Source organism: Panacagrimonas sp., assembly GCF_965216805.1.
GTDB lineage: Bacteria > Pseudomonadota > Gammaproteobacteria > Nevskiales > Nevskiaceae > Panacagrimonas.
The window spans coordinates 1,830,250-1,855,427 of record NZ_CBDCGN010000003.1 but is presented as its reverse complement, the minus strand read 5'-3'; the positions used below and the strand labels follow the sequence as shown (position 1 = coordinate 1,855,427).

Annotated in this window: 24 protein-coding genes, 2 tRNA genes and 2 pseudogenes; 22 read left to right on the top strand and 6 right to left on the bottom strand. The window is 64.4% G+C overall.

Going from position 1 to position 25,178, the window contains the following annotated elements; all coding sequences use genetic code 11:
- Position 1: 1 nt before the first annotated feature.
- Both galE and ACOOHP_RS21465 read right to left on the bottom strand, forming a co-directional pair.
- Positions 2 to 1,000: a UDP-glucose 4-epimerase GalE gene (gene galE / locus ACOOHP_RS21470; RefSeq protein WP_420468504.1), complete on the bottom strand. Its 999-nt coding sequence runs from the start codon at positions 998 to 1,000 to the stop codon at positions 2 to 4.
- Positions 1,000 to 1,926, bottom strand: a complete 927-nt coding sequence (locus tag ACOOHP_RS21465; protein ID WP_420468503.1) for a glycosyltransferase — start codon at positions 1,924 to 1,926, stop codon at positions 1,000 to 1,002. The genes galE and ACOOHP_RS21465 overlap by 1 nt, the downstream gene beginning before the upstream one ends.
- A gap of 182 nt (positions 1,927 to 2,108) precedes the next feature.
- Here ACOOHP_RS21465 and ACOOHP_RS21460 point away from each other — a divergent pair, with 182 nt between their 5' ends.
- Entirely contained in the window at positions 2,109 to 3,056 is a 948-nt protein-coding gene (locus ACOOHP_RS21460) for a UDP-glucuronic acid decarboxylase family protein (protein ID WP_420468502.1), read from the top strand.
- An 8-nt stretch (positions 3,057 to 3,064) separates the two neighbouring features.
- Here the strand turns inward: ACOOHP_RS21460 and ACOOHP_RS21455 are convergent, their stop codons facing one another.
- Positions 3,065 to 3,736 carry a hypothetical protein gene (locus ACOOHP_RS21455; protein ID WP_420468501.1) on the bottom strand — a complete coding sequence of 224 codons (672 nt, stop codon included), beginning with the start codon at positions 3,734 to 3,736 and terminating at the stop codon, positions 3,065 to 3,067.
- An 88-nt stretch (positions 3,737 to 3,824) separates the two neighbouring features.
- Between ACOOHP_RS21455 and ACOOHP_RS21450 the strand changes: the two genes are divergently transcribed.
- Positions 3,825 to 3,912 (top strand) — tRNA-Leu (locus ACOOHP_RS21450).
- 6 nt (positions 3,913 to 3,918) lie between these two features.
- On the opposite strand, the gene ACOOHP_RS21445 is transcribed toward ACOOHP_RS21450, so the two are convergent.
- The gene (locus ACOOHP_RS21445) at positions 3,919 to 4,515 is read right to left on the bottom strand and encodes a DUF938 domain-containing protein (RefSeq protein WP_420468500.1); all 597 of its coding nucleotides are present in this window, start codon (positions 4,513 to 4,515) and stop codon (positions 3,919 to 3,921) included.
- A gap of 43 nt (positions 4,516 to 4,558) precedes the next feature.
- Positions 4,559 to 5,146: a hypothetical protein gene (locus tag ACOOHP_RS21440; protein ID WP_420468499.1), complete on the bottom strand. Its 588-nt coding sequence runs from the start codon at positions 5,144 to 5,146 to the stop codon at positions 4,559 to 4,561.
- Positions 5,147 to 5,289: 143 nt separating this feature from the next.
- On the opposite strand from ACOOHP_RS21440, the gene ACOOHP_RS21435 reads away from it, so the two are divergent.
- The 20 genes and pseudogenes from ACOOHP_RS21435 (at position 5,290) to ACOOHP_RS21340 (ending at position 23,797) form a co-directional block, all read left to right on the top strand.
- Entirely contained in the window at positions 5,290 to 5,886 is a 597-nt protein-coding gene (locus ACOOHP_RS21435) for an NUDIX hydrolase (RefSeq protein ID WP_420468498.1), read from the top strand.
- 10 nt (positions 5,887 to 5,896) lie between these two features.
- Positions 5,897 to 6,331: an SRPBCC family protein gene (locus ACOOHP_RS21430; RefSeq protein WP_420468497.1), complete on the top strand. Its 435-nt coding sequence runs from the start codon at positions 5,897 to 5,899 to the stop codon at positions 6,329 to 6,331.
- Between the two features lie 40 nt (positions 6,332 to 6,371).
- On the top strand, positions 6,372 to 7,328 hold the full coding sequence (locus ACOOHP_RS21425; RefSeq protein WP_420468496.1) for an alpha/beta fold hydrolase: 957 nt from the start codon (positions 6,372 to 6,374) through the stop codon (positions 7,326 to 7,328).
- Positions 7,325 to 8,878, top strand: a complete 1,554-nt coding sequence (locus ACOOHP_RS21420) for a GAF domain-containing protein (protein ID WP_420468495.1) — start codon at positions 7,325 to 7,327, stop codon at positions 8,876 to 8,878. The genes ACOOHP_RS21425 and ACOOHP_RS21420 overlap by 4 nt, the downstream gene beginning before the upstream one ends.
- A gap of 113 nt (positions 8,879 to 8,991) precedes the next feature.
- Positions 8,992 to 11,136, top strand: a complete 2,145-nt coding sequence (locus tag ACOOHP_RS21415) for an FAD-dependent oxidoreductase (protein ID WP_420468494.1) — start codon at positions 8,992 to 8,994, stop codon at positions 11,134 to 11,136.
- Between the two features lie 72 nt (positions 11,137 to 11,208).
- Positions 11,209 to 13,776: an AsmA family protein gene (locus tag ACOOHP_RS21410; protein ID WP_420468493.1), complete on the top strand. Its 2,568-nt coding sequence runs from the start codon at positions 11,209 to 11,211 to the stop codon at positions 13,774 to 13,776.
- Between the two features lie 8 nt (positions 13,777 to 13,784).
- Complete coding sequence (locus ACOOHP_RS21405) at positions 13,785 to 14,423, top strand: SRPBCC family protein (RefSeq protein WP_420468492.1); 639 nt, start codon at positions 13,785 to 13,787, stop codon at positions 14,421 to 14,423.
- An 11-nt stretch (positions 14,424 to 14,434) separates the two neighbouring features.
- Entirely contained in the window at positions 14,435 to 15,598 is a 1,164-nt protein-coding gene (gene mutY, locus ACOOHP_RS21400; RefSeq protein ID WP_420468491.1) for an A/G-specific adenine glycosylase, read from the top strand.
- Positions 15,547 to 15,831, top strand: coding sequence for an oxidative damage protection protein (locus ACOOHP_RS21395; RefSeq protein ID WP_420468490.1), 285 nt, complete (start codon positions 15,547 to 15,549; stop codon positions 15,829 to 15,831). The genes mutY and ACOOHP_RS21395 overlap by 52 nt, the downstream gene beginning before the upstream one ends.
- Before the next feature lie 75 nt (positions 15,832 to 15,906).
- A tRNA-Phe gene (locus ACOOHP_RS21390) sits at positions 15,907 to 15,982 on the top strand.
- 278 nt (positions 15,983 to 16,260) lie between these two features.
- Positions 16,261 to 17,148: an alpha/beta fold hydrolase gene (locus ACOOHP_RS21385; protein ID WP_420468489.1), complete on the top strand. Its 888-nt coding sequence runs from the start codon at positions 16,261 to 16,263 to the stop codon at positions 17,146 to 17,148.
- Positions 17,149 to 17,578: 430 nt separating this feature from the next.
- Positions 17,579 to 17,866 (top strand): co-chaperone GroES, encoded by a 288-nt coding sequence (locus ACOOHP_RS21380; RefSeq protein ID WP_420468488.1) that lies wholly within the window; start codon positions 17,579 to 17,581, stop codon positions 17,864 to 17,866.
- A gap of 88 nt (positions 17,867 to 17,954) precedes the next feature.
- Entirely contained in the window at positions 17,955 to 19,616 is a 1,662-nt protein-coding gene (gene groL / locus ACOOHP_RS21375; protein WP_420468487.1) for a chaperonin GroEL, read from the top strand.
- A gap of 260 nt (positions 19,617 to 19,876) precedes the next feature.
- Positions 19,877 to 20,128, top strand: a complete 252-nt coding sequence (locus tag ACOOHP_RS21370; protein ID WP_420468486.1) for a ribbon-helix-helix domain-containing protein — start codon at positions 19,877 to 19,879, stop codon at positions 20,126 to 20,128.
- 16 nt (positions 20,129 to 20,144) lie between these two features.
- Positions 20,145 to 20,492, top strand: a complete 348-nt coding sequence (locus ACOOHP_RS21365) for a type II toxin-antitoxin system RelE/ParE family toxin (RefSeq protein WP_420468485.1) — start codon at positions 20,145 to 20,147, stop codon at positions 20,490 to 20,492.
- A gap of 342 nt (positions 20,493 to 20,834) precedes the next feature.
- Positions 20,835 to 22,393 (top strand): IS3 family transposase gene (locus ACOOHP_RS21360; RefSeq protein ID WP_420465030.1). Its coding sequence is split into 2 segments (ribosomal slippage): positions 20,835 to 21,273 and positions 21,273 to 22,393, totalling 1,560 coding nucleotides; the frame shifts between segments, so codons are not numbered across the junction.
- A gap of 200 nt (positions 22,394 to 22,593) precedes the next feature.
- Positions 22,594 to 22,838 (top strand): annotated as a pseudogene (locus ACOOHP_RS21355) (BrnT family toxin).
- Complete coding sequence (locus tag ACOOHP_RS21350) at positions 22,835 to 23,068, top strand: BrnA antitoxin family protein (RefSeq protein ID WP_420468484.1); 234 nt, start codon at positions 22,835 to 22,837, stop codon at positions 23,066 to 23,068. The pseudogene ACOOHP_RS21355 and the gene ACOOHP_RS21350 overlap by 4 nt, the downstream one beginning before the upstream one ends.
- A 107-nt stretch (positions 23,069 to 23,175) precedes the next feature.
- Positions 23,176 to 23,385 (top strand): type II toxin-antitoxin system prevent-host-death family antitoxin, encoded by a 210-nt coding sequence (locus ACOOHP_RS21345; protein ID WP_420468483.1) that lies wholly within the window; start codon positions 23,176 to 23,178, stop codon positions 23,383 to 23,385.
- Positions 23,385 to 23,797 (top strand): annotated as a pseudogene (locus tag ACOOHP_RS21340) (putative toxin-antitoxin system toxin component, PIN family). Before ACOOHP_RS21345 ends, ACOOHP_RS21340 begins: the two are co-directional and overlap by 1 nt.
- A 253-nt stretch (positions 23,798 to 24,050) precedes the next feature.
- Here the strand turns inward: ACOOHP_RS21340 and ACOOHP_RS21335 are convergent.
- Positions 24,051 to 25,127, bottom strand: coding sequence for a glycosyltransferase family 61 protein (locus ACOOHP_RS21335; RefSeq protein ID WP_420468482.1), 1,077 nt, complete (start codon positions 25,125 to 25,127; stop codon positions 24,051 to 24,053).
- Between the last annotated feature and the right edge of the window lie 51 nt (positions 25,128 to 25,178).

The following is a 25,178-nucleotide window of genomic DNA, read 5'->3' as shown; positions in this document are numbered from 1 at the left end:
CTCAGTAACGACGGGCCGATTCCCACTGCCAGGCGGTACGCACGATGTCGGCCAGATCGGCGAACTGCGGCGTCCACGCCAGTTCGCGCCGCGCGCGCAGCGGGCTCGCCACCAGTCGTGCCGGGTCGCCCTCGCGGCGCGGGCCGATCTGCGGCGCCAGTTCGCGGCCGCACACGGCTTCGATCGCGGCAATGACCTCACGCACCGAAAAGCCGTTGCCGTTGCCGAGGTTGAAGGCGTGGAAACCGGTATGTGTATCCAGATAGCGCAGCGCGCACAGATGCGCCGCGCACAGGTCGTTGACGTGGATGTAATCGCGCACGCAGGTGCCGTCTGCGGTCGGATGGTCGTCGCCATAAATCTGTACCTGCGCGTCAGGGCGTGCCGCGAGTTGCAGCACACGCGGAATCAGATGGGTTTCCGGTTCGTGCGCCTCGCCGATCAGCCCGGAAGGATCGGCCCCGGCGGCGTTGAAATAGCGCAGGGCCACCGTGTTCAGGCCCCAGGCTCCGGCGCAGTCGCGCAGCACCTGTTCGACCATCGCCTTGGAATGACCGTAGGGATTGATCGGCGCAATCGGATGATCCTCGTCGACCGCCTCCTGCAGCGGGTCGCCAAAGATGGCTGCGGTGGACGAGAACACCAGCTTGTGTACCCCGTGCCTGCGCATGGTCTGCAGCAACTGCAGGCTGCCGGCGACATTGGCGGCGTAGTACTTGAGCGGATCGACCACCGACTCGGACACCACGATGGCGCCGGCAAAGTGAAACACCGCATCGAATCCGGCGCCCGTAAAGGCACGCTCCAAGGAGTCTGCATCCTCCAGCGAACAGCGCAGCAGGCGCCCCCAGCGCACCGCCTCGACATGGCCGGTGGAGAGATCGTCCAGCACCGTCAGCTCGTGGCCGGCTTCAGCCAGCATCTTGCACATGTGCGAACCGATGTAGCCGGCGCCACCCACCACCGCGATACGCCTGGAAGTCGAGCGCAGATCGTTCATCAGGCTTCGGCGCTGCGGTCCTTGCGCACGAAGTCGCCGACCAGTTTGTATCGCCCCGGCCGCATGCGCGGCAGGCCGAATCGACGGTACCAAGCCGACTCAACAAGGCGCATCCGTTCCTTGCGAGTCAGTACGTTACGCCAGCCAGGATGGCCGATGTCCAACTGGAGACCATGGGCTGCGATACGCTCGGCCATTACCGCTGGATGATCGCCCGCGTAAGGTCGAACATGCTGCCGCGGTAGCCAGTTGTAGTAAGAATCAGCTTCAAATTGCACCTCGTCCCCTTTGAGCTTGTGCGGCGCATGACGCAGCTTGTAGCGCATGGCTTCGGGCGAAAGGATCTTGCCGTAGCGGAACATGTCGATTCCGCTGTCGACACAGCGCAGCGACCGACCATGCAGCCCCCAGCTGTCGAACGCGGCAAAGGTCATCGCGCTGGTAATGGCGTACACGCCGCGCCAGGGCTTAAAGGCTCGCACCACGTACTTGTGGCGATCAGGGTAAACGCGGACGAAATTTCGATAATCGCCGTAGAACACCAGCCGCTCGATGAGCAGGCCTTCGACTTCGTCATTGTCCACGTGAATCTCCATCAATTCGCGCAAACGCGGCAGATCGCGCTGATGGAACAACTCGTTACCCTGCACGTATACGACCCAGTCGCCGGTGCAGTGCATCAACCCAAGATTCGTCTGTTGTGCCAGAACGCTGGCTTTCGGTCGAATTCCTGGATGCCATACCGAGTCGATGATGCGGATGCGCGCATCGTTGATCGCCTCCACTGCCTCTCGCGTGCCGTCATCGGAGTCCCCCACCACGACCACCAGCTCGTCCACCACCGGCAGGATCGAGCGGATGGCCTCGATGAACGGATACCCCAGGGAAATCCCATTGCGGATGAAGGTCAGACCCGAAATCTTCATGTTGACGAGCGTGGCAGGTTCGGGCGCGGAATCTAGCATGCCGACCGCCGCCGACGGCTCTAGCTCCCCCCGACCCGTGGACTGCCAGTCAAATGCAGAGAATTGGGTTCCGTCCCCAACAGACTGAGCCGCACCACCAGTCGCCGACGCGGCGGACGAGTTCGGATGAGACGAGGCGCAGAATGGTACTGGTCACCGGCGGGGCGGGCTTCATCGGCTCGCACCTGTGCCGCCGTCTGATCGAAGCCGGTCACGAGGTGCTGTGCGTGGACAATTTCTTTACCGGTGAGCGCGCCAACGTGGAGGGCCTGTTCGGCAATACCCGCTTCGAGCTGATCCGTCACGACGTCACCTTCCCGCTCTATGTGGAGGTTGACGAGATCTACAACCTTGCCTGCCCGGCCTCGCCGGTGCACTACCAGTTCGATCCGGTGCAGACCACCAAGGTCAGCGTGCACGGCGCGATCAACCTGCTGGGTCTGGCCAAGCGCGTGAAAGCGAGAATTCTCCAGGCCTCGACCAGCGAGGTGTACGGCGATCCGGGCGTGCATCCGCAGCCGGAAAGCTATTGGGGGCACGTCAACCCGATCGGTCCACGCGCCTGCTACGACGAGGGCAAGCGCTGCGCGGAAACCCTGTTCTTCGACTATCACCGCCAGCATGCCCTGCCGATCAAGGTCGCCCGCATCTTCAACACCTACGGCCCCTACATGCGGCCGGACGACGGGCGCGTGGTGTCCAATTTCATCGTTCAGGCGCTGCGCGGCGAGCCGATCACGCTATACGGCGACGGCCAGCAGACGCGCTCGTTCTGCTATGTCAGCGACCTCGTCGAAGGCCTGGTGCGCCTGATGGAGTCGCCGCCGGAGGTCACCGGGCCGATCAATCTGGGCAACCCGGTGGAGTTCACCATGCGCGAATTGGCCGAACTGGTCCTGCAGATCACCGGCTCGAAGTCTGCGATGGTGTTCCGACCGCTGCCGCAGGACGATCCGCGCCAGCGCCAGCCCGATATCCGCCTGGCCAAGGCCACCCTGGACTGGGCGCCAACCGTGCCGCTGGAAGAGGGCCTAAAGCCCACCATCGCCTATTTCGATGCATTGCTGGCCGGTCGTCTGACCGCCGTCTGAACCACAACCTAACGCTGTCGCCGGGTACCGAAACGGTTGTAACCCGGCGGGTCGGTGAACAGGTGCAGGCGGCGGCGGTCGCGCGACTCCGGCCGGATCAGCCGCAGCCGGCAGGCCAGCGCGGTGAGCGGGTTGGACAGCCGCTCGTGTACCGGGATGTTGTTGAAGTCGAAAAGCTTGAGCCGATAACCCTGGGCGTCTTCGCCCACCACCATCACGTTGTTGGGGTGCAGGTCCAGGTCGAACACGCCGGCACCATGGGCCAGCGCCACCAGAGCGTGCAGGGAATCGGTCAGCACACGCAGCACCTCGACCGAAGCGTGCTCGCGGAAATGCTCGAACAACGTGCCGGGCACGTATTCCTGCACGAAAGCCTGTGCCGGCCCGTTGTCCAGGAACGCTATCGGCTGTGCAATGTGATCCTGCAAGCCCGGCGTGCGATACAGGCGGCGGTTGCGCAGATATTCGTAGCGCGCCAGCGGGATCGGGTGGCGGCCCACGTGCTTGGCGACCGCGGCAGGGTTATAGACCTTGAGCGCGCATTCCCGATCCTGCCAGCGGATCAGGTAGGCGGTGGAACGACGTCCGTCGCCCAATCGCCCGAGCAGCCGGGCCGAAGCCAAACCGCTGTCTTCCAGTACAGCAGGCAGGGATTGCGGCCGCGCGCTGCGATCATTCATCGCCCGCGGCGATGGCGAGATCATTTTTTGCGGGCCCGCTCATTTCTCCCTCCCGGGACGCGACGACGCCCGTATAATCGCGCCCCGCGCCTGAGTGGCGGAATCGGTAGACGCAGGGGACTCAAAATCCCCCGAGGCGACCCCTCGTGAGAGTTCGAGTCTCTCCTTAGGCACCAAGTGTTTCATCCGCGGCGCTGCCACACCCGGCAGCGGTTGTTGGCCGGCATCTCGCGATCGGCCAGCAGATCCAGTCCCGCTTGCGCGGCAAGCGCGTCCACCGCTTCGGCGTCGCGGATACCGCGTACCGGATCGTCGGACTTCAATCTGGCGTCGAAGGCCGCATTGCTCGGGCTGCTGAACTGTCCGGCGTAATTGAAGGGGCCGTAAACGATCAGCAAACCCCGGGGTGCGAGCACTTCGTGCATCCGTCTGAACAGCGTGCAGACCTGCTCCCAGGACAGGATATGCAGGGTGTTGGCACTGAACGCGGCGTCATAGCCGCCCGCCGGCCAGCGGGTCTGATCCACATCCAGGACCAGCGGCGGCGGTGTATTGGGCAGCGCCGCATCGCGCAACCAGGCGCCAATGCCGGGATGGTTCTCGACCACGTCCGCGCACTGCCAGAGCAGGTGCGGCATCGCAGCGGCAAAGTGGACCGCGTGCTGCCCGGTGCCGCTGCCGATTTCCAGCAGCGTCCGGCAATCCGCCAGCAGCGGGCGCAAACACTGGAGAATCGGTTCGCGGTTGCGCTCGCTGCTGGGCGAAAAGGGTTTGTCCACGGCAGACCCGGCCGTCGCGATCATGATCGCCGGCGACACCGGATCAAATGGAAAAGTCGTAACGCAGGCCGCCGTGAAAGCCGTAGATGCGGGCGTCGCGCTCTTCCTGGTAGACCGTACCGCCGAAGCCCAGGCGCAGGTCGGGCATGCTGTCGCCGAAGGCGCGGCGCAAGGGGAACTCCACGCTCAGACCGTAGGAGGCACCGTCGAGATCTTCGGACGCCAGTTCGTTCTCGACGGAACTGAACGCGTAACCGAGGCGCACGGACACCTCGAACAATTCCGCGATGACGCCGGTGGGCACGAAGTACAGGCCGTAGAACTGCTTGGTTTCGATCTCGCGACCGTCCGCGTCATGCGCAGGAAAGCCGGCATGCAGCTCGACCCCCACGGCCTCGAAGAGGCGGGCACCCAGGCGCAGCTTGTAGAAGTCCGACTCGAAGCGGCCGCGCCCGAACTGCTCCTGCAGGCCATCGTCGCTCAGGTCCACAGTGGTCATGTCGAACTCGACACCCGCATAAAGATCCCAGCCCAGGCCACCGTCCCCGCCCTCGTCCTGCGCATGAACGGCGATCGGCGCACCCAGCGCCACGATCAATCCTGCGATGGCGATCAGCTTTATTCCCGTCACGTTATTCCTCCCCTTGATATGTCCGATCCGGTGCCTGATCGGTCCCGGGATTGTAATGAGGGTCGCCGCCCGGTGACGATTGCTGTTCGGCCACGACTTTTGCGTAAGCTGCCACTGACCATGCCCCCCATGCGATCCCCGAGATGACCGAGGTCCTGTACTGCAATCTCTGCGGCACCCGCGTCGAGCACCGGATTCCCGACGGCGATCATCTGCCGCGTCACCTGTGTCCATCCTGCGGGCACATCCAGTATTTCAACCCGCGCGTCATCGTCGGCTGCATCCCCGAATGGGAAGACGGTCGCATCCTGATGTGCCGACGCAACATCGAGCCGCGCTTCGGGCTGTGGACGTTCCCGGCGGGGTTCATGGAGCTGGACGAAACCACCGCCCAGGGCGCCGCGCGCGAAACGCTGGAGGAGTCGCAGGCCGACGTCGAAGTGGGCGACATGCTGGCGGTCATCAACGTGCCTTACGTGTCGCAGGTGTACGTGGTGCATCGCGGCCGCATGCGCAGTGCGCATCACGCGCCGACCCCGGAAAGCAGCGAGACCCGGCTGATGTCGGAAAGCGAGATTCCCTGGGAACAGATCGCCTTCCCCACCGTCTATCACAGCCTGCGCTTTTTCTTTGCCGACCGCGCCAGCGGCGAACGGCGCATCCATGCGCTGGACTTGGCGCACAGGCCACGCCGGCCACGCGACCGCGAAGTCAGCACGGGCGATCCGCCACCGGTGTAGATTGCGCTGCATGGCGCAGCATTCGGTCCGCTTCGAACAGTTTTTCGCCGCACCGCGACCGGTGGTGTTCGGCTGGTTCGCGCAGCACCAGAACATGGCTCGCCTGTTCGGCGGCCGCCTGAAGCGTACGGTCGCCGCCAGCGGCGACGCGCCCGAAGGCCTGGGCTCAGTCCGCGAAGTGGGCGTGGGCCTGTTGCGCCTGGAGGAAACCATCACGCGCTTCGAGCCGCCGGAGGTGATCGAGTACCGGGTCACCCGCGGCTGGCCGATCACCGACCACCTGGGCCGGCTGTGCTTCAGCGAGATCGACGGCGGCACCCAACTGGACTACGCCATCGAATTCAAGGTCGCCGTGCCGGGGCTGGGCGGCATCTTTGCCGGCGTGCTGTGTGCCTCGTGGCGGCGCCATATCCATCGCGTGGTCGACGCCGTCTCCGGCGCCTAGCCGTCGGCACCGCAAGACCTCAGGAACCGCGTCGGTCGCGATGAACGTGCTCAAGGGTCTGGTCGTCATTGCGATCGCCGCGCTGCTGGCGGCGCCGGCCGTGTACTGGCTGTCGCCGTCGCTGTTCCTGCGCGCCGCGGTGGCCCTGGAACGCGCCGACGCCGGGCTGTCGTCGCAGCAGCTCGCCATCCCCGGGTTTTCGCTGCGTTATCTGGACAGCGGTGGTGCCGGGGCTCCGCTGCTGCTGGTTCACGGCTTTGGCGGCGACAAGGACAACTGGACCCGACTGGCCAAGCATCTGGGCGACGACATTCGCGTGATCGCACCCGATCTGCCCGGCTACGGTCGCAGCGACGCCCCGATCGACGCCGATTACGGTCTGGATGCGCAGGTCGAACGCCTGCGCATGCTGATCGAGCGGCTGGGCCTGACGCGCGTGCATGTGGGCGGCAACTCCATGGGCGGCAACATCGCTGCGCGCTTCGCGGCACGCTATCCCAACCAGGTCGGCAGCCTGTGGCTGATCGCCAACTCCGGCGTGGCCAGCGCGCCGCAGAGCGAGCTGCGGCGCCAGATTGCCGAGGGCCGACCCAATCCGCTGGTGGCCACCACCAGGGCCGAATATCGGGAACTGCTGGGCTGGGTCATGGCGCAACCACCGACCCTGCCCGACGCACTGGTCGACGTGCTGGCCGATCGCGCCATTGCCGCGCACACGCTCCGACAACGGCAGTTCGAACAGCTCTACGCACAGACCGATCCGCTGGAGCAGGTCCTGGACGGCTTGCCCGTGCCCACCCACATCGTCTGGGGCGCGCAGGATCGGGTGCTCCACGCAGGTGCGGTGGAGGTGTTGCGCAAACTGCTGCCGCAGGCCAGCCACACGGTGCTGGATGGCATCGGTCACCTGCCCATGGTCGAGGCGCCCGAAGCCACCGCGCAGGACTATCTGGAATTCCGGATGCGGCTGGCGACGGGCGCAACCGCAGCCCGGTGATCCCGCTCCGACCCTGGCTGCGCCTGTTTCTACCGGTGGCAACAGTCGCCACCCTGCTGGCGGCGGCGGGCGCGCGCCTGCACTACCAGAGCGCGCTGCAGGACCGCATCGGACGGGAGAACCTGCGTCTGGCCGTGGCCGACCAGGACCTTGCGCGGCGCCTGCAGGACGCCGCGCTCGATCTGCGCGTGATTGCCGATGCGCCGGCGCTGGCGGCGTATCTGGGGCATTCCGATGCTGAGGGCCGCCGCGGGCTGGAACGGCTGTTCGGTTCGTTCGTCGAGCAGAAGCCGCTGTTTGACGCCTTTGCGCTATATGCCGGCGGCGCAGACGAGCTCGCGGTACGCGTTCGTCGCAGCGGCAGCGGCACCGCCGAGCGGGAACCGGCGGCGTCCAACCCTACGGATCGTGTTCGGGGATTCACCGACACCAACGAACTGGCGCCGCGGTCGATCCGGCTGTCGCGTTTTGAACTGCTGCAGTACGGCAACGAGATCGTGCGGCCGCTGCGGCCGGTGATCTATTTGTCGATGCGCCTGAACTTCGGCGGGGGCGAGCAGGTGCTGCAGGCGCGCCTGCGCGGTGCAGTTCTGCTGCGCAGCATCGAACAGCAGCTATCCGCGGCACCCACGCAGACCTGGCTGCTCGATCCCGATGGCTACTGGCTGCTGCATCCCGATGCGCGCGTGTCCTGGGGCTTGCAACTCGATTCGGAGCGTCGGCTCGACCGCCGCGCCCCGCACCTTGCCGAGGCCATCGGCGGGGCCGACGGCGTGCTGCGCGATGCGGATGCGCTTTACGTGTATCGCCGCTTGCGCGAACTGCCGGCCGCCGCGGCCGAAGCCGGACTGGAATTGTCCGGGTCGTTGCACGCGGTGCAGCGGATTCCCTGGCAGGCACTGCCGGCGCCGTGGCCGTTGCTGCCGCTCGGGCTTGGCGCCCTGGGCCTGCTGCTGTGGGCGGCCGCCAGCGCCGTTCATGTGCATCTGCGTCATCGCGCGGCGATATCCGAGCGGCACGCGCAGGCATTGCTGGACGCCAATCAGCGCGCGACCGACGACCAGGCCTGGATTCGCGAACGCATCTATCGACTGAGTCTCAAAGCCAATGCGGCAGCCGACCTGCGCGGATTTGGCGAGGCGGTTCTGTCCGAACTGGCGCCTGGCCTCAAGCTTGGTGCGGCCTGCCTGTATCGCTTGCAGCACGACCGCTGCCTGCTGGTCGCCACCTACGGGCTGCAACACAGCGAAGTGCCGCGTGAATTCGCCATCGGCCAGGGCCTGGTGGGCGAAGTCGCGCGCACCCGCGAAGCGCGACAGGTCGCCCCGCCACCGGCTGGATATCTGGATCTGTTTACCGGGCTGGGGGGCGGAGCCGGCGCGGAATTGCACATCCTGCCGCTATGGATTCAGGAACACGCCCTCGGCGTGCTGGAGCTGGCCTGCGCCGAGACCCTGGATGCGCGGCAGAGGGAACTGCTGGATCAACTGCGACCGCTGCTAGCGCTGAATCTGGCCGGACGCACCGGCGGCCTGCACAGTGGCCGGTAGCACCTGTCCGATGCGGACGATAGGTTCGTAGCGCGACACGATCCGTCATTGCGGGGCCCGCGCCGGCTGCGCAGACTGCGATTCCGCCTTCCGCCCCGAACCCGCAACCGACCATGACACCGCGCCGCTGGATCATTGCCGTGCTGCTGCTGGCGGCCATCGGCGCATTCTTTGCGCTGGACCTCGGGCGCTTTCTGAGCCTGGAGTATTTCCAGGCCCAGCGCGATCGTATCGAGGCGCTGCAGGCCCAAAGGCCGCTGGCAGTGGCCGGCGCTTTCTTCCTGATCTACGTGCTCGCCACTGCGTTGTCGCTGCCGGGCGCGGCGGTGCTCACCCTGATCGGCGGCGCTTTGTTCGGCCTGGGATGGGGCCTGCTGCTGGTATCGTTTGCATCCACCTTCGGCGCCAGCCTGGCGTTCGTGATCTCGCGCAGCCTGTTGCGAGACCACATCCAGTCGCGTTTCAGCCGGCAGTTGAAAGGGATCAACGAGGGCTTTGCCCGCGACGGTGGCTTCTACCTGTTCACCCTGAGACTGGTGCCGGCAGTGCCGTTCTTCGTGGTGAACCTGGTGATGGGTCTCACGCCGATCAAGCTGCGTACGTTCTATTGGGTCAGCCAGCTCGGCATGCTGCCCGGCACGCTGGTCTACGTGAACGCCGGCACCGAGCTGGGTGACCTTACGTCTCTGCGCGACGTCGCCTCGCCCACCTTGATCGGCGCCTTCGTGCTGCTGGGCCTGTTTCCTTACCTGGCGCGCGCGTTGGTGCAGGGCGTGCGGGGTCGTCGTGTCTACGCGGGGTTGGTCAAGCCGCGGCGCTTCGACCGCAACCTCATCGTCATCGGCGCCGGCTCGGCCGGGCTGGTCGCCAGCTTTATCGCCGCGGCGGTGAAAGCCAAGGTGACCCTGATCGAAAAGCATCGCATGGGCGGCGACTGCCTCAATACCGGTTGCGTGCCGTCCAAGGCCCTGCTGCGCGCCGCCAAGCTGGTGTCGCACATCGACCGCGCCAGCGAATTCGGCATCCAGGCCGGCATGCCCAAGGTGGACTTTGCAGCGGTGATGGGTCGCGTGCGCAAGGTCGTTGCCGAGATCGAGCCGCACGATTCGGTGGAGCGCTACCGCGGCCTGGGGGTGGAATGCCTGCAAGGCGAGGCCAGGCTAATCGACCCGTGGACGGTGGCGGTCGGCGGGCGGACCCTCAGCGCGCGCAACATCGTCATTGCCACCGGCGCCGAACCGTTCGTGCCGCCCCTGCCCGGCCTGGCCGAGGCGGGCTACCTGACATCCGACACCCTTTGGGAGCTCGACGAGCTGCCGTGCAAGCTGGTGGTGCTGGGCGGTGGACCGATCGGCTGCGAGCTGGCCCAGGCCTTCGTACGCCTGGGGGCGCAGGTCACCCAGGTCGAGATGGCGCCGCGCCTGCTGATGCGCGAAGACCCGGAAGTTTCGGCGCTGGTCGCGGACAGGTTCGTCGCCGAAGGAGTGGATCTGCGCCTGCAGACCAAGGCGCTGCGCGTCATCGAAAACCACAGCGGCAAGTTTCTGGTGTGCGAGCACGGAGGTCGCGAGGACGCGATCGCATTCGACCGCATCCTGGTGGCGGTGGGCCGCGCCGCGCGGCTCGAGGGCTACGGCCTGGAAGAACTGGGCATGAGCAGCGGCAAGACGCTGGAGGTCAACGAGTTCCTGCAGACCCGCTTTCCCAACGTTTACGCCTGCGGCGACGTCGCCGGACCCTATCAGTTCACCCACACCGCGGCGCACATGGCCTGGTATGCGACGGTCAATTCCCTGTTCGGCCCGCTGCTGGCCTTGCGCGGCGGCCCGTTCAAGGTGGATTACTCGGTGATTCCCTGGGCCACGTTCACCGAGCCGGAGGTGGCGCGCGTCGGACTCAACGAAACCGAGGCCAGGGAGCGCGGCGTCGAGTACGAGGTCACCCGTTACCCCCTGGAGGATCTGGATCGTGCCATCGCCGACGGCGAGGCGCACGGCCTGGTCAAGGTGCTGACCGAGCCGGGTCGCGACCGCATCCTGGGGGTCACCATCGTCGGCGAACACGCTGGCGACCTGATTGCGGAATTCGTGCTGGCGATGCGCCATCGCCTGGGCCTGAACAAGATTCTCGGCACCATCCACATCTACCCGACGCTGGCGGAGGCCAACAAGTTCGCGGCGGGCGCCTGGAAACAGGCGCACAAACCAGAGCGCCTGCTGCGCTGGGTCGCACGATTCCACGCATGGCGCCGGGGCTGAGGCGGGGTCGCTTCCTATTCAGCTTGAGCGGCTACACTCGACAGCCGCTTTCACCGCCCCGGAACCCCATCCATGGCCAAGCCGCTGAAGATCGCCCTTGCCGTTATCGGCCTCCTGATTGTGCTGGTGTTCGGCGCCGTGTTGCTCGCCGCCACGTTCTTCGACCCTAACGACTATCGCGACCAGATCACCGCCCAGGTCAAGAAGCAGACCGGGCGCGACCTGAGCCTGGGCAATATCGAGCTGAGCGTGTTCCCCTGGCTCAAGGCGCGGGTCAACGACGTCCGCTTCAGCAATGCCCCGGGCTTCGGCGACGAGGCGATGGCGGAGGTCAAGGAAGCCGCCGTCGGCGTGCAAGTACTGCCCCTGCTGCTGCGGCGCGAGGTGCAGGTGAGCACGGTGACCCTGGACGGGCTGAGGCTCAAGCTGGCCAAGGACGCGGATGGCAAGACCAACTGGGACGACCTGATCGAGGCCGGCAAAGAAGAAGAGGAAGTGCCGGCCGAAGAGGAAGGCGGCGGTGGCGTGAAGCTGGAGAGCATCGACATCGCCGGCGTCACTCTGCGCGACGCGTTTATCGACTACCGCGACGCCACCACCGGCGAGGCCTACCGGCTGGAGAACGTTTCGCTCGACACCGGCGCGCTGCGGCCGGGCGAGCCGATGGACATCAAGGCCTCACTGTCGGCCATCGACGAGATGCGCAAGCTGTCGGCCGACCTTGCGCTGTCGTCGACGGTGCTGGCCGATCTGGTGGCGCAGCAGGCCAGTCTGGACAATCTCAGCGTGCAGCTGAGCACCGAGGGCGAAGGCCTGAGCGCGATATTGGATCTGGCCGCGCAGGTGTCTGCCGATCTGGAAGCCCAGGTGGTGACGGTGCAGGACCTGCGGCTGGACTTTCAGACCGCGATGGACGACATGAAAGCCGACGGCGTGCTGGCCGGCAAAGTGCTGGCCGATCTGGGCAACCAGACGGTGAACGTCGACGGGCTCAAGCTCGACTTCGAAGGGCGCATGCCCGACATGAACGCCAAGGGCGCACTGGCCGCCCAGGTGCGCGCGGCGCTGGACACCCAACAGTTCGAGATCTCGGGCCTGTCGCTCAACGCCGATGCCTCGGGCGCCGCCATCCCCGGCGGCCAGCAAAGCGTGAAGCTCAGCGGCGCGGCCAGCTTCGATGCGGCCAAGGGCGCGCTGAAATTCACCGACGGCAAGATCGCCGCCGCCGGGCTGGACATCAAGACCTCGATCACCGGTGAGGGCCTGATGGGCGACAGCCCGCGACTGAGCGGACCGTTACAGGTGGCGAGCTTCAATCCGCGCACCCTGCTCAAGTCGCTCGGCCAGGCCGACATTCCCACCACCGACCCCAAGGTTCTCAGCAACGCCAGCCTGTCGGCGGACTACAGCGGCAGCTTCAACTCGGTACGGCTCGACAACCTGCAACTCAAGCTGGACGACACCAATGCCGCGGGCTCGTTCGCGGTGCGCGATTTCGCCACCCAGGCGCTGGAATTCGCGCTCAAGGTCGACAAGCTGGATGCCGACCGTTACCTGCCGCCCGAAGCCAGCGGCCCGGCCGAGGCGCCGCAGCCCGAGAAGCAAGCGGCCGAAGGTCCGTCCAAGGACCTCAACTCCACCGAAATTCCGCTGGCCGTGCTGGAAGATCTCAACGCCAGCGGCACCCTGGACGTGACCGAACTCAAGCTCAAGGGCGCCACCATGCGCGACGTGCGCCTGAAGGTGGACGGCCCCAAGGGCGCGGCCAAACAGATCGCGCTGCAGACCAAGGCCTTCGGCGGACAGATCGATACGCAGACGCGCATCGCACCCGGCGCCAAGCCGACCTATGCGCTGAATACCTCGATCTCCACCCTGCAACTGGCACCGGTGCTGCAGACCTTTGTCGGCAAGGACTATGTGTCGGGGCTGGGCAACATCAAGCTGGATCTGAGTTCGGGCGGCCGCACCGTCGGCGATCTGCGCAAAGCCCTCAACGGCGATCTGTCGCTCAACTTCGAGAACGGCGCGGTCAAGGGCTTCAACCTGGGTCAGATCATCCGCCGCGCACAGGCGACCCTGCAGGGCCAGAAGTTTTCCGCCACCGAACCCGAGCAGACCGACTTCACCTCGATCAGCTTCGCCGCAAAGATCGTCGACGGCGTGCTCAAATCCGATCAACTCGATGCCATGAGTCCGCTGCTTCGCCTGAACGGCAACGGCGAAATCGACTTGGTCAACGAAACCCTCAATTACCTGGCGTCGCCCACCGTGGCGGCCACGTCCAAAGGCCAGGGCGGCAAGGGTCTGGAGGAACTGGCGGGCCTGACCATTCCGATCCGGCTGACCGGCAGCCTGTTCGCACCCAGCTACAAGCTGGACCTGCAGACCGCGCTCAAGCAGAAGGCCGGCGACGAGCTGCGTGGCAAGGTGGCCGACAAACTGCTGGGCGGCGAGAGCGGCGAAAAACTCAGCGATGCCGAGCTCAAGGCCAAGGCTGGCGAAAAGCTCAACAAGGAGATCGGCCGCGGGCTGGAGAAACTGTTCGGTGGCAGCAAAAAGAAGGAAGAACCGGCACCTGCCGCCTCCGAGCCCGCCACCGAACCCGAAGCGCCGTCCGCGGCAACCGAGGCAGAGTAGGGCGGCCCATGGCCGCCGGCTGTGCCGGGCCGAAGGGCCGACGGCGGGCGCGGCCCACCCTGCCCGACCTCGGTCTGCTTGCGATCGCGGTCACCGCTGTTGGCGCCGCCAGCGCCTACCAGGTCCAGCAGGTTTCTGTCGATCGCCACGGTGATCGCTATGACCTGCACATGACCGTCGAACTGGATGTCGCGGCGTCCGCCGCCTATGCAGCCCTGGCCGATCCGATGCTGCTGCCGCGCATCAACCCGGCGGTGCGCGAAGTCAGCGTGACCCGCACGGGCGGCAGCACCAGTACGGACAAACGGGTCGCAACCGTCATCCGCCTGTGCGTGAGCTTCTTCTGCCGGCGGCTCAGGCAGGTTCAGGACATGCAGTTTGCCGCCGACGATCGGGCCTATCGCATCCATGCCAAGGTGCTGCCGCAGCTCAGCGACCTGCGCTACGGAAAAGCCAACTGGCATCTGATTCCGTGCGGATCGCGCACCTGTCTGAGCTTTGACGCGCAACTGGAACCGGACTTCTGGATTCCGCCTCTGATCGGCCCCTGGCTGGTGCAGCGCAAGCTGCACGAACAGGCCATGCAGACCAGCGCCGGCATCGAGCGGGTGGCGCGCGAACAATCCGCTGCCGCCGGCGCGCAATGAGCGCAGCCGTGATGAGCGACCCCGGCGCCACGCCTGAGCCTTTCTCCGAACGCCTCCTGAGCTGGTTCGCCCGGCATGGCCGTCACGACCTGCCCTGGCAACACCCGCGCGATCCTTATCGCGTCTGGGTCAGCGAGATCATGTTGCAGCAAACGCAGGTTCGAACCGTGCTGCCCTATTTCGAGCGCTTCATGGCCCGGTTTCCGGATGTCCAGGCGCTCGCGGCGGCGCCGCTGGACCTGGTGATCCAGCTCTGGGCGGGCCTGGGCTACTACGCGCGGGCGCGCAACCTGCACGCGGCCGCGCAGCGCGTGACGGTGGATCACCGGGGACAGTTTCCCGACACGCTGGAGGGCTTGCAGGCCCTGCCCGGCATTGGTCGCTCCACCGCAGGCGCGATCCTGTCGCAGGCCTTTGGTCAGCGCGCGGCGGTGCTCGACGGCAATGTCCGCAGGCTGCTGGCGCGCCACGCCGGCATCGAAGGCTGGCCGGGCCAACCCAAGGTGCTCGCGCGGCTGTGGGCCGTGGCCGAATCGCGATTGCCGCATGTCCGTCTGGCCGATTACACGCAGGCCGCCATGGATCTGGGCAACGCGGTCTGTCGCGCGCGCTCTCCGGCCTGCCATGCCTGCCCGGTCGCAAGCGATTGCGTCGCCCGGCTGAGCGGCAAGACTCAGCAAATTCCGGCGCCAAAGCCACGGCGCGCCCGTCCGAAGCGCAGCGCACAGGCGCTGATGTTGCGCAGCGCGGTTGGTGAAGTGTGGCTGGAGCGCCGCCCTCCCAGCGGTCTGTGGGGCGGGCTCTGGTGCCTGCCGCTGAGTCAGCTCGACGAGCCTTGGAGCACCTATGCCACTCGAATGCAGTTGCGCGGCGAAGCGCAATGCCCACTGCCGGTCATCCGGCATGCCTTCACCCATTTCGATCTCGAACTGTCGGCGATGTGCATGCCGCCGGAGTGCCTGACCCAAGGCGTGCGCGAAAGCACCGACGGCGCCTGGATTAAGCTGGACCACCCGGCGACCTGGCCCGGCATGCCCGCCCCGATCCGCCGACTCCTGGAACAATTGCGGGCGCAGGAAGCGGGCGTCGTGCCTGTCCCTCATCATCCAACCGGAAACGATCCATGTCCCGAACCGTTCAGTGCATCAAGCTCGGCCGTGAGGCCGAAGGTCTAGACCGGGCGCCCTACCCTGGCCCGCTCGGTCAGCGCCTGCTCGAAAACGTCTCGAAAGAAGCCTGGCAGCAATGGCTTCAGCACCAGACGCGCGTGATCAACGAGTATCGGCTCAGCCTGTCCGACGCCAGCGCGCGCAAGTTCCTGGCCGAAGAGATGGAGAAGTATTTTTTTGGTGGCGGCGACCTCGCCCAGACCTCGTACGTGCCGCCGAAGAACGCCCTCGATTCTTGACACTCCAGGGGCCGGTCGCTTTAATGCGCGACCTTTTCGCGACCCCCGTTTTTCCGCGGTCGCCATTGCCTGCAAGGCCGGATAGCTCAGTTGGTAGAGCAGGGGATTGAAAATCCCCGTGTCGGCGGTTCGATTCCGTCTCCGGCCACCATTTGATCCTTGTCGTTGCATGGTCTGCCGACTCCAAGGAGTCTGCGCAGCAATGTTGTGACTGCGGTTCCACATCTTCCTTGCCTTGTCCCGACCGCTCGGTTGCGACCGAGAACGCCCAACGGCGCACATCGAGAGGCAGGACGGGATTGCCGCGGACGAATGGGGCTGCCGTATCATCCCAGGGCGAATCCCCGGCACGTTGCGGGCAGCTCCAATATCCTCCGATACCGCTCCAGGAACGCTTCGTGCCGTAACCCACAGAATTGCATTCCCACCATGAGTGAAGCCATCGACACCCCGCCGATCAAGACACTGAATGCCAATGGTCTGGAGTTCGCTTATTTCGAGATGGGCGAAGGACCGCTGGTAATCCTGTTGCACGGGTTTCCCGATACCGCCCACGCGTTCCGGGAGGTGATGCCGCGCATCGCGTCGGTGGGTTATCGGGTGATCGCGCCGTTTCTGCGCGGCTACGCGCCCTCGGCGCTGGCTCCGGACGGCGACTACTCGATTCGCGCCCTGGCGCTGGACCTTCTCGCGCTGATCGAGCATTTCGGCCAAGGCGAACAAGCGCGTGTGGTCGGCCACGACTGGGGGTCGGTCATCACGCAGTACGCGGCCAACCTGCGGCCGGACCGCTTCGATCGCATCGTGCTGTGCTCGGTGCCGCACTTGCGCAAATTCTTTCTAGCGCCGAGCTGGGCCCAGCTCAAGCGTTCGCATTACATCTTCCGTTTCCAGGCGCCGCTGTGGGCAGAGCGACGCATCCCGGAAAACGACTTTGCCTGGATGGTGGAGAACCTGTTCCGGCGCTGGTCGCCGACCTGGGATTTCACCGAGGCGCACCTGGCGCCGATCAAGGCCAATTTCTCGGACCCGGCCCGGCTCAAGGCGGCGCTGGCCTATTACCGCGCAATTCCGGGCCTGCTGGTGAATCCGGCGGCGCAGGGTGTGGCGTTCGCCAAGGTGACGGTCCCTACCCGCATGCTGCACGGCGCGCTGGACGGCGCCATCGGACCCGAAATGTTCCGCGGTCAGGAGAAGCGCTTTGCCGGCGGGTTCGAAGTGTTCGAAGCCCAGCAACTGGGCCACTACATTCCCTACGAAGACCCGGCCTGGCTGGCGGAGATGAGCCTGGAGCATTTCCGCGCCGGAGCGGCATGACAGCGGGCACGGACGGTCCGTGCAGCCAGGCTCGCCATACCCCGTAGGGCGGCCCGTGGCCGCCGTGTAAGCCTGACTGGCGGCCGCGGGCCGCCCTACATTCCCCGCGACTGCCACGCTTTCCTGCATGCGCAGCGGCGGGCCACGCTGCAACTTTGGGCGTCCAGAGTATCGCGCGGCGGCGAGGTGTTTCCGCCCGACAAGTTCTCTCCCCGGACGCGGCCCGGCTCAGCACTGACAGCCCCGCGTCGCCGCCGCGATAAAAAAATACCGGCGCCCCCTTGAATCCCCGGCGCGCGTAGCCAATGATTAGCAGCCTTCGCGGGAGAGTGCTAACAAAACTGGCTTCGCGGCTGTGACGCGAGGCCCGTCCGGTTAGCTCGACTGCCTGTGAATCAACCCCCAAGTGTTTGAAAACAGGAGTAATGGTATGGCACTGCGTCCTCTGCATGATCGCGTGATCGTGAAGCGTCTGGAAGAAGAGAAGAAAACCGCCGGCGGCATCCTGATCCCCGACTCCGCGGCAGAAAAGCCTCTCAAGGCGGAAGTGGTTTCGGTGGGCCCCGGCAAGCGCAGCGACGACGGCAAGGTGCACGCCGTTGACGTCAAGGCCGGCGACATCGTGTTGATCGGCAAGTACTCGGGCACCGAGGTCAAGGTCGACGGCCAGGACCTGGTGGTCCTGCGCGAAGACGACATCATGGCTGTGGTTTCGTAACCCGCCCTCTCAAACAATTCCCTACCGATTCAAGTAGGGGGCAGCGCGCAGCGATGCCCCCCTTTGAAAGTAACGAACGGAGCAACACATGTCTGCAAAAGAAGTGAAATTTGGTGACGACGCCCGCGCCCGCATGGTTCACGGTGTCAACGTGCTGGCCAACGCAGTCAAGGTCACCCTGGGCCCCAAGGGCCGCAACGTGGTGCTCGACAAGAGCTTCGGCGCCCCCACCGTGACCAAGGACGGCGTGTCCGTGGCCAAGGAAATCGAGCTGAAGGACAAGTTCGAGAACATGGGTGCGCAGCTGGTCAAGGAAGTGGCTTCCAAGACCTCCGACGCCGCCGGCGACGGCACCACCACTGCCACCGTACTGGCTCAGGCCATCGTCAACGAAGGCTTCAAGGCGGTGACTTCGGGCGTAGACCCGATGGACATCAAGCGCGGCATCGACAAGGCCGTGGAAGCCGTCACCGCCGAGCTCAAGAAGATCTCCGTGCCCTGCAAGGATCGCAAGGCCGTCGCGCAGGTCGGCACCGTGTCCGCCAACGCCGATGAGGCGATCGGCAACATCATTGCCGACGCCATGGACAAGGTCGGCAAGGAAGGCGTGATCACCGTTGAAGAAGGCAAGGGCCTGGACAACGAGCTGGACGTGGTCGAGGGCATGCAGTTCGACCGCGGTTATCTGTCGCCCTACTTCATCAACAACGCGCAGAGCCAGAACGTGGAGCTGGAAAGCCCGCTGATTCTGATCACCGAGAAGAAGATCTCCAACATCCGCGACCTGCTGCCCGTGCTGGAAGGCGTGGCCAAGCAGGGCCGCCCGCTGCTGATCATCTCCGAAGACGTCGAAGGCGAGGCCCTGGCCACCCTGGTGGTGAACAATCTGCGCGGCATTCTCAAGGTCGCCGCCGTCAAGGCCCCCGGCTTTGGTGATCGTCGCAAGGAAATGCTCAAGGACATCGCCATCCTCACCGGCGGCACCGTCATCGCCGATGACGTCGGCCTGAGCCTGGAAAAGGTGACCCTGGACGACCTGGGCAACGCCAAGAAGGTGCAGATCGACAAGGAAAACACCACCATCGTCGACGGCGCAGGCGAGAAGAAGAAGATCGAGGCGCGCATCACCGAGATCCGCACCCAGATCGACGCCGCGACCAGCGACTACGACAAGGAAAAGCTGCACGAGCGTCTGGCCAAGCTGGCCGGCGGCGTGGCAGTGATCAAGGTCGGCGCCGCCACCGAAATCGAAATGAAGGAAAAGAAGGCCCGCGTCGAAGACGCCCTGCACGCCACCCGCGCAGCCGTCGAGGAAGGCATCGTGGCCGGCGGCGGCGTGGCCCTGGTGCGCGCTTCCAAGGTGCTGGACAAGCTCAAAGGCGCCACCGACGACCAGCAGGTGGGCATCAACATCCTCAAGCGTGCGGTGTCCGAGCCGCTGCGCCACATCGTCCGCAACGCTGGCGATGAGCCCAGCGTGGTGCTGAACAAGATCGCCGAAGGCAAGGACGCCTACGGCTACAACGCCGCCAAGGGCACCTACGGCGACATGATCGAGTTCGGCATCATCGACCCGACCAAGGTCACCCGTCTGGCCCTGCAGAACGCCGCCTCCGTGGCCGGCTTGCTGCTGACCACCGAAGCCATGATCGCCGAAGCCCCCAGCAAGGAAGCTGCCGGCGGCCCGCCGATGGGTGGCGGTGGCGGCATGGGTGGAATGGGCGGCATGCCGGGAATGGGCGACTTCTAAGGTCGGACCCCGCTTCAACCGGCGGCAACAGTGCCGGCAATCGCAGCATCATCAGGGCGCCTTCGGGCGCCCTGATTTTTTGGTGCTTGAACGAGCCTCCCATTGAGAAGGACAGCAGTGTGTACGCTCCTGCGCTGGTGCCACGCGGCTTACGCGGCCGTTTGGTTGCCGCCGGCAGAAGTTCAAGCAGCCTGTTCTGATCCTTGCTCGTGTATTCATTTGTAAATATATTGAACACGAACGCGCCCACGGATCCTGCCATGCCCCAAACAACGATGACGGTCCGCCTGAACGAGACACTCCGCGACTTCGTGGCAGCCAACGTCGGCGAGCGTGGCGCCTACGAGAACGTCAGCGAGTACATGCGCGACCTGATCCGCCGCGACAAGGAGCGGGTGGAGCGGGAAACCTTCGACCGGCTCAAGGCCGAACTGGCGCAGGCCTATGCAGCGCCCGAGTCCGCTTACAAGCCGCTGACAGCCGCTGCCGTGATCGCGCGCAATCGGTCCTGAGCAGGGCCCGGGGTTCGTGGGCCAGGTTCGCATTCAGGAAGCCGCCTCGTGGCGGCTCGATGAGATCTACCGCTACACGCGCAAACGTTGGGGCGAGCCGCAGGCCGAACGCTACCTCACGGGCCTGTTCGATGCGTTCGACCGGATCAAGTCGCATGGCGTCGCTTCCCGACCGGTCCCGGCCGAGTTCGGCGTGCAAGGTTTTTTCTTTCGCTACGAGCGTCACTTCGTCTACTGGCGGCGACTGTCCAATGGCGACATTGGCATCGTAACGATCCTGCACGAGCGCATGCACCAGATCGAGCGGTTACGGGATGACTTCTTCGGGGAGCAGCCGCCGGATACGGGTTCGGTCCATTCATAGCGGTTCACTGTTCGATGATCGCAACGAAGCTGCATTGATCCATTGGGGGGTGCAGAAATTCCGCCGGACTGCCACGACGAGCAGCGGCGTCACATCGTCCGCAACGCCGGCGATGAGCCCAGCGTGGCGCTGAACAAGATCTCGGAAGGCAAGGATCTATTTTCGGAGCGTAGGCACAGTCGGAAATAAGATCCTTCGCTACGCTCAGGATGACAGTAGAGGTGTCAGCACTTGAACCAAAAATGCTCTAGCGAACTGACCCAGCCCGCTCGACCGCCCCCCGCGTCAGAATAGTTGCCGCCTTGATAGGACCATCCCTGGGGGCGTCAATGAAGGTAGAACGTGGCTCGATACGGACAAGGATTCAAGGACCGCGCGGTAGCGCGGCTGTTGCCGCCTGAAAGCGCGGCGGTGGAAGACGTGGCGTTAGCAGTGGGAGTGGGTGCCCAGACCTTGCAGCGTTGGCGAGAGCAGACGCAGTCCGGGCCGGTGAAGGCTCGGACGTGGACCGCGGGATCGCGTCTGGAGGCGGTGATTGCAACAGCACCGATGGCCGAAGCGGATCGGAGTGTGTGGTGCCGGGAACAGGGTGTATTTCCGACGGAGTTGGAGAAGTGGCGGGCCAGCGCAACGGCCGCACTGGCGGAACCCGAAGAAGCCCGTGCCAGTCCGCAGGCGACGCGACAGGACCGCAAGCGCATCAAGGAGCTGGAGCGCGACCTGCTGCGCAAGGACCGGGCGCTGGCGGAGACGGCGGCTCTGCTGGTCCTTTCAAAAAAACTCGCGGCGATCTTCAACAAGGCAGAGGACGAATGATCGACCTCGAAGATCGCCAACGCCTGGCCCACAACATTCAAATCGCCCAGGGTGCCGGTGCCCGGCTGCACGCCGCGTGCGACACCGCGGGCATCGACACCCGCACCCTGCAGCGCTGGAGAGCGTGCGGGGGGCTCGTGGACGGCGATGGAAGGCCCCAGGCCGTCCGACCCACACCGGCGCATGCCCTGAGCCTGGCCGAGCGTGCCGAGCTCTTGCGCGTGGCTAATGAGCCGCGCTTTGAGGCCGTGCCGCCAGCGCGCATCGTGCCGATGCTGGCCGACGAAGGCGTGTACCTAGCCAGCGAGTCCAGCTTCGCGCGTGTGCTGCGAGCACATGGCCAAGCCACTCACCGTGGACGCGCCCGCGAGCCGCACACGGTACGCCCACCGACCACCCACATCGCCACTGCACCGCGCCAGGTGTGGTGCTGGGACATGACCTATCTGCCGGCCACGGTGCTGGGACGCTGGTATCACCTCTACCTGATTCTCGACCTCTACAGCCGCAAGATCGTCGGCTGGGAGGTCCATGACCGCGACCATGCCGATCACGCAGCGCATCTGGTGCGGCGCACCGCCCTGGCAGAGGGCATTGCGGCCCTGGTGAACAAGCCCGTGCTGCACGGCGACAACGGCGCCACGCTCAAGGCCACCACGGTGCTGGCGATGCTGCACTGGCTCGGAGTGAAGCCCTCCTACTCGCGGCCGCGGGTGAGCGACGACAACGCCTACGCGGAATCGCTCTTCCGCACCGCCAAGTACCGGCCCGAGTTTCCGGCCAGAGGATTCGAAGACCTGGCGGCAGCGCGCGCCTGGGCAGCCGGCTTCGTGCGCTGGTACAACATCGATCATCGCCACAGCGGCATCCGCTACGTCAGCCCGGCACAGCGCCACGACGGCAGCGATGGTCCGATCCTGGCGGCGCGCCACGCGCTCTACGCCCAAGCCCGCGAACGAAACCCTGCACGATGGTCAGGCGCAACGCGAAACTGGTCGCCGGTACTCGCCGTCACCCTCAACCCCGAACGCGACTGCGTCATCAACACCCACGTCGCCGAAACCTTTAAGCAACTCGCTGCATGAATGAGGCGGCAACTACCTTGACGCGCGCCGACCGTGATCAAGCTCAGCAGGAGGCGCGAGTTTTGCCGACCGTGCCCAGCACCAGAAGCTCCGCGACTCTCGCCGCACCGACACTTGGGAGACATTGACCACACAATCGATGTACGTACACTGTATTTATGATCGCGTTTGAATGAAATTCGAAGAAAGCGCGGGACAACCTGTCGAAACACGGCATTTCTTTCGAGGAAGCGAAGTCCGTTTTCCTTGACGACTACGCGAGACAATTCCTTGATGAAGATCATTCTGACGATGAAGAGCGCTTCCTTATATTGGCATGAGCATTCGGTCCCGTGTTCTTGTGGTCTGCCATTGCGAGCGGAATAGCGGGAACACCATCAGGCTGATTTCTGCTCGGAAAGCCACTGAAAATGAACGCCACCACTACCGAGGTCCGCTACCATGAAAAAGGAATATGACTTCTCTACTATGAAATCCTGGACGAACCCGTACACATCCAAACTCAAGAAGCCGGTGACAATTCGCATGGGCGATGATGTCGTCAGCTATTTCAAGAGCATGTCGGACGAAACGGGGATCCCGTACCAGAGTCTGATCAATCTGTATCTCAGAGACTGCGTGGCACAAGACCGGAAACCCGACCTTAGTTGGCGAAGCAAGCAGCCGGGGGCATAGAGAGAAAAGCGGCCCCGAGACGTGAGTGACGACGCACGGATTGGCGCTTCCAAGTTGCCGGCCAAGCTCAAGGGGCAGACAACTAACCTCACTCCTTTGCCTGAACTGTGAACTTCCGGGAGAACCTGGGCGAGATGCTCAATCAGGTTCAATACCGAAAAGACGGCATCGTCATCAACAAGGACGGCAAACCAGTTGCTGCCTTGGTCGACGCCGAGCTGTTCGCCCGCATCGCCGAGGCCTATGCCGATACGCCGATCAAGCAGGGGCTTGCCGAGGTCGATGCGGCGACAGCAGCGGAGCGCAAGCGGCGCTGATGCCAGGATTGCTCGTCCTGCTCGACACCAACGTACTGGTGTCCGGCCTTGCCTACCCGTCAGCGTGCCCGGCCGCATCGTCACCGCCTGGCGTCAGGGCGGCCTGACAGTGTTGCTTTCGCGCTTCATCCCCGACGAGATGGTCAGGGTGCTGCCACGCTTGCCGCAGATACAGATGACCTCTGCAGAAATCCGCGACCTGGCCGACAGCTTCCTGTTCCTGTCCGAGGTCATCGAGCCACGGGGAGCGCCAGACGCGGACCTTCGCGACCCGGCCGACCAGCCCGTACTGCTCACGTTGACCGCCGCAAAGGCCGATTACCTGATCACTGGCGACAAGGACCTGCTAGCGCTTGCGAAGCGGTTTCGCATCGTCACCCCGGTCCAGTTCTGGACGCGGCATGGGGGCTGACGGGGAAGCTCCCCTCGGGTCCCTTGGCCTGGCAGCGTGGAGTCAGGATTCGGCCGGGTTACGCAATCAGCAGCGCGAAGCGCAGACGGCGCTGGCGACAAGAAGAAGATCGAGGCGCGCATCACCGAGACCCGCACCCAGGCGGCATGATTGCCGACGACCGCAGCATGATCGTGGCGCCTACGGGCGCCCTGATTTTTGATAGGTCAACGCTTGGAAACGCGCATACATCCGAATCACAAGTTCCAGCCGATCACATTAGCTGGTCGAGGCACCTCATCGCCTCGTTCACCGGGGCAATCCATTCCGCGTGCTGATTTCTGGTTTTCACCTGATCTCCAATCAGTAGCACATGCGGAAGCTCGAGTGAGTTCATCAAATTGGAATGAGCAAAAATCCATGTCTTGCTGGCCTCGATATCCAGGACCAGTTTCGCATTCAGCGCGAAAACGAGATTGAAAAGACCCGACCCACCTGGGCAGACGATAACCTCCGCATCCCGTATTACCCGGATACGATCAGTTAGAGTCAGTGCCTCTGGCTGGATGATATCGAAACCCTTCGACCGCAGCCCGCCTTCTAGATCAGCCTCGTTTAACATCGGCCTTATCTTCTGGGCTCTCCGGGACAGGTAGACCCGCCTCATGTCGGATTTTCGCGGCACGGACTCGGCATGGCGGCGGTAGAAAGCACGTGTCTGATCATCGAGTAGCACACCTCGATTACGCATCGTTGGGATAAGCGCATCAGAAAGGCTGTAATTGAATCTCGGATACTGACCGAGGAACCGACGCCTTGGCGCAAAATAGTCAAGGAGCTCTCTCTGCCACCGCGAATGGGCATAGAGAAACAGCGCACGATCATCAACGAGCACGGATGCCAACTTGGGAATAATCCTGTAAATCCATGATCCGTAATTCGACGGTTCGGCCGAACATAGGGAAAGAACCGGCTCAGTAATCCTCTTGTTTACGACCAGATCGGGCAACTCCACTTTTTCGCCCGACCATCTGGCATCGAAATCCTCGAATCGGTCGCGGGCCGCAAATCGCGTGGCAAATGAAGCCCTACTCCACCCTGGATCATTCGTTTCGTCAAGAAAGAATTGATTCTGTTCGTTGGTGTACGCTCGAAACCCACGCAGATCTACCGGACCGGGGGCTAGAATTGAAAAATACGTAGTCCGCCTCCTCGCGCCGCCGGCGATCTGTCCTAGACAACTTGGAACATTCAGCACAATCTGCGCGGAATCGGCATTCCGCCGCGTGTACGTGCAAGGTTCCACAAATAACGACTGAATATTATTTGCGATCAGGTATTGTCTAAACATGACGACATCATCACTGTTATTTGTTCAACTTTATATTTTCGAACTTTGATC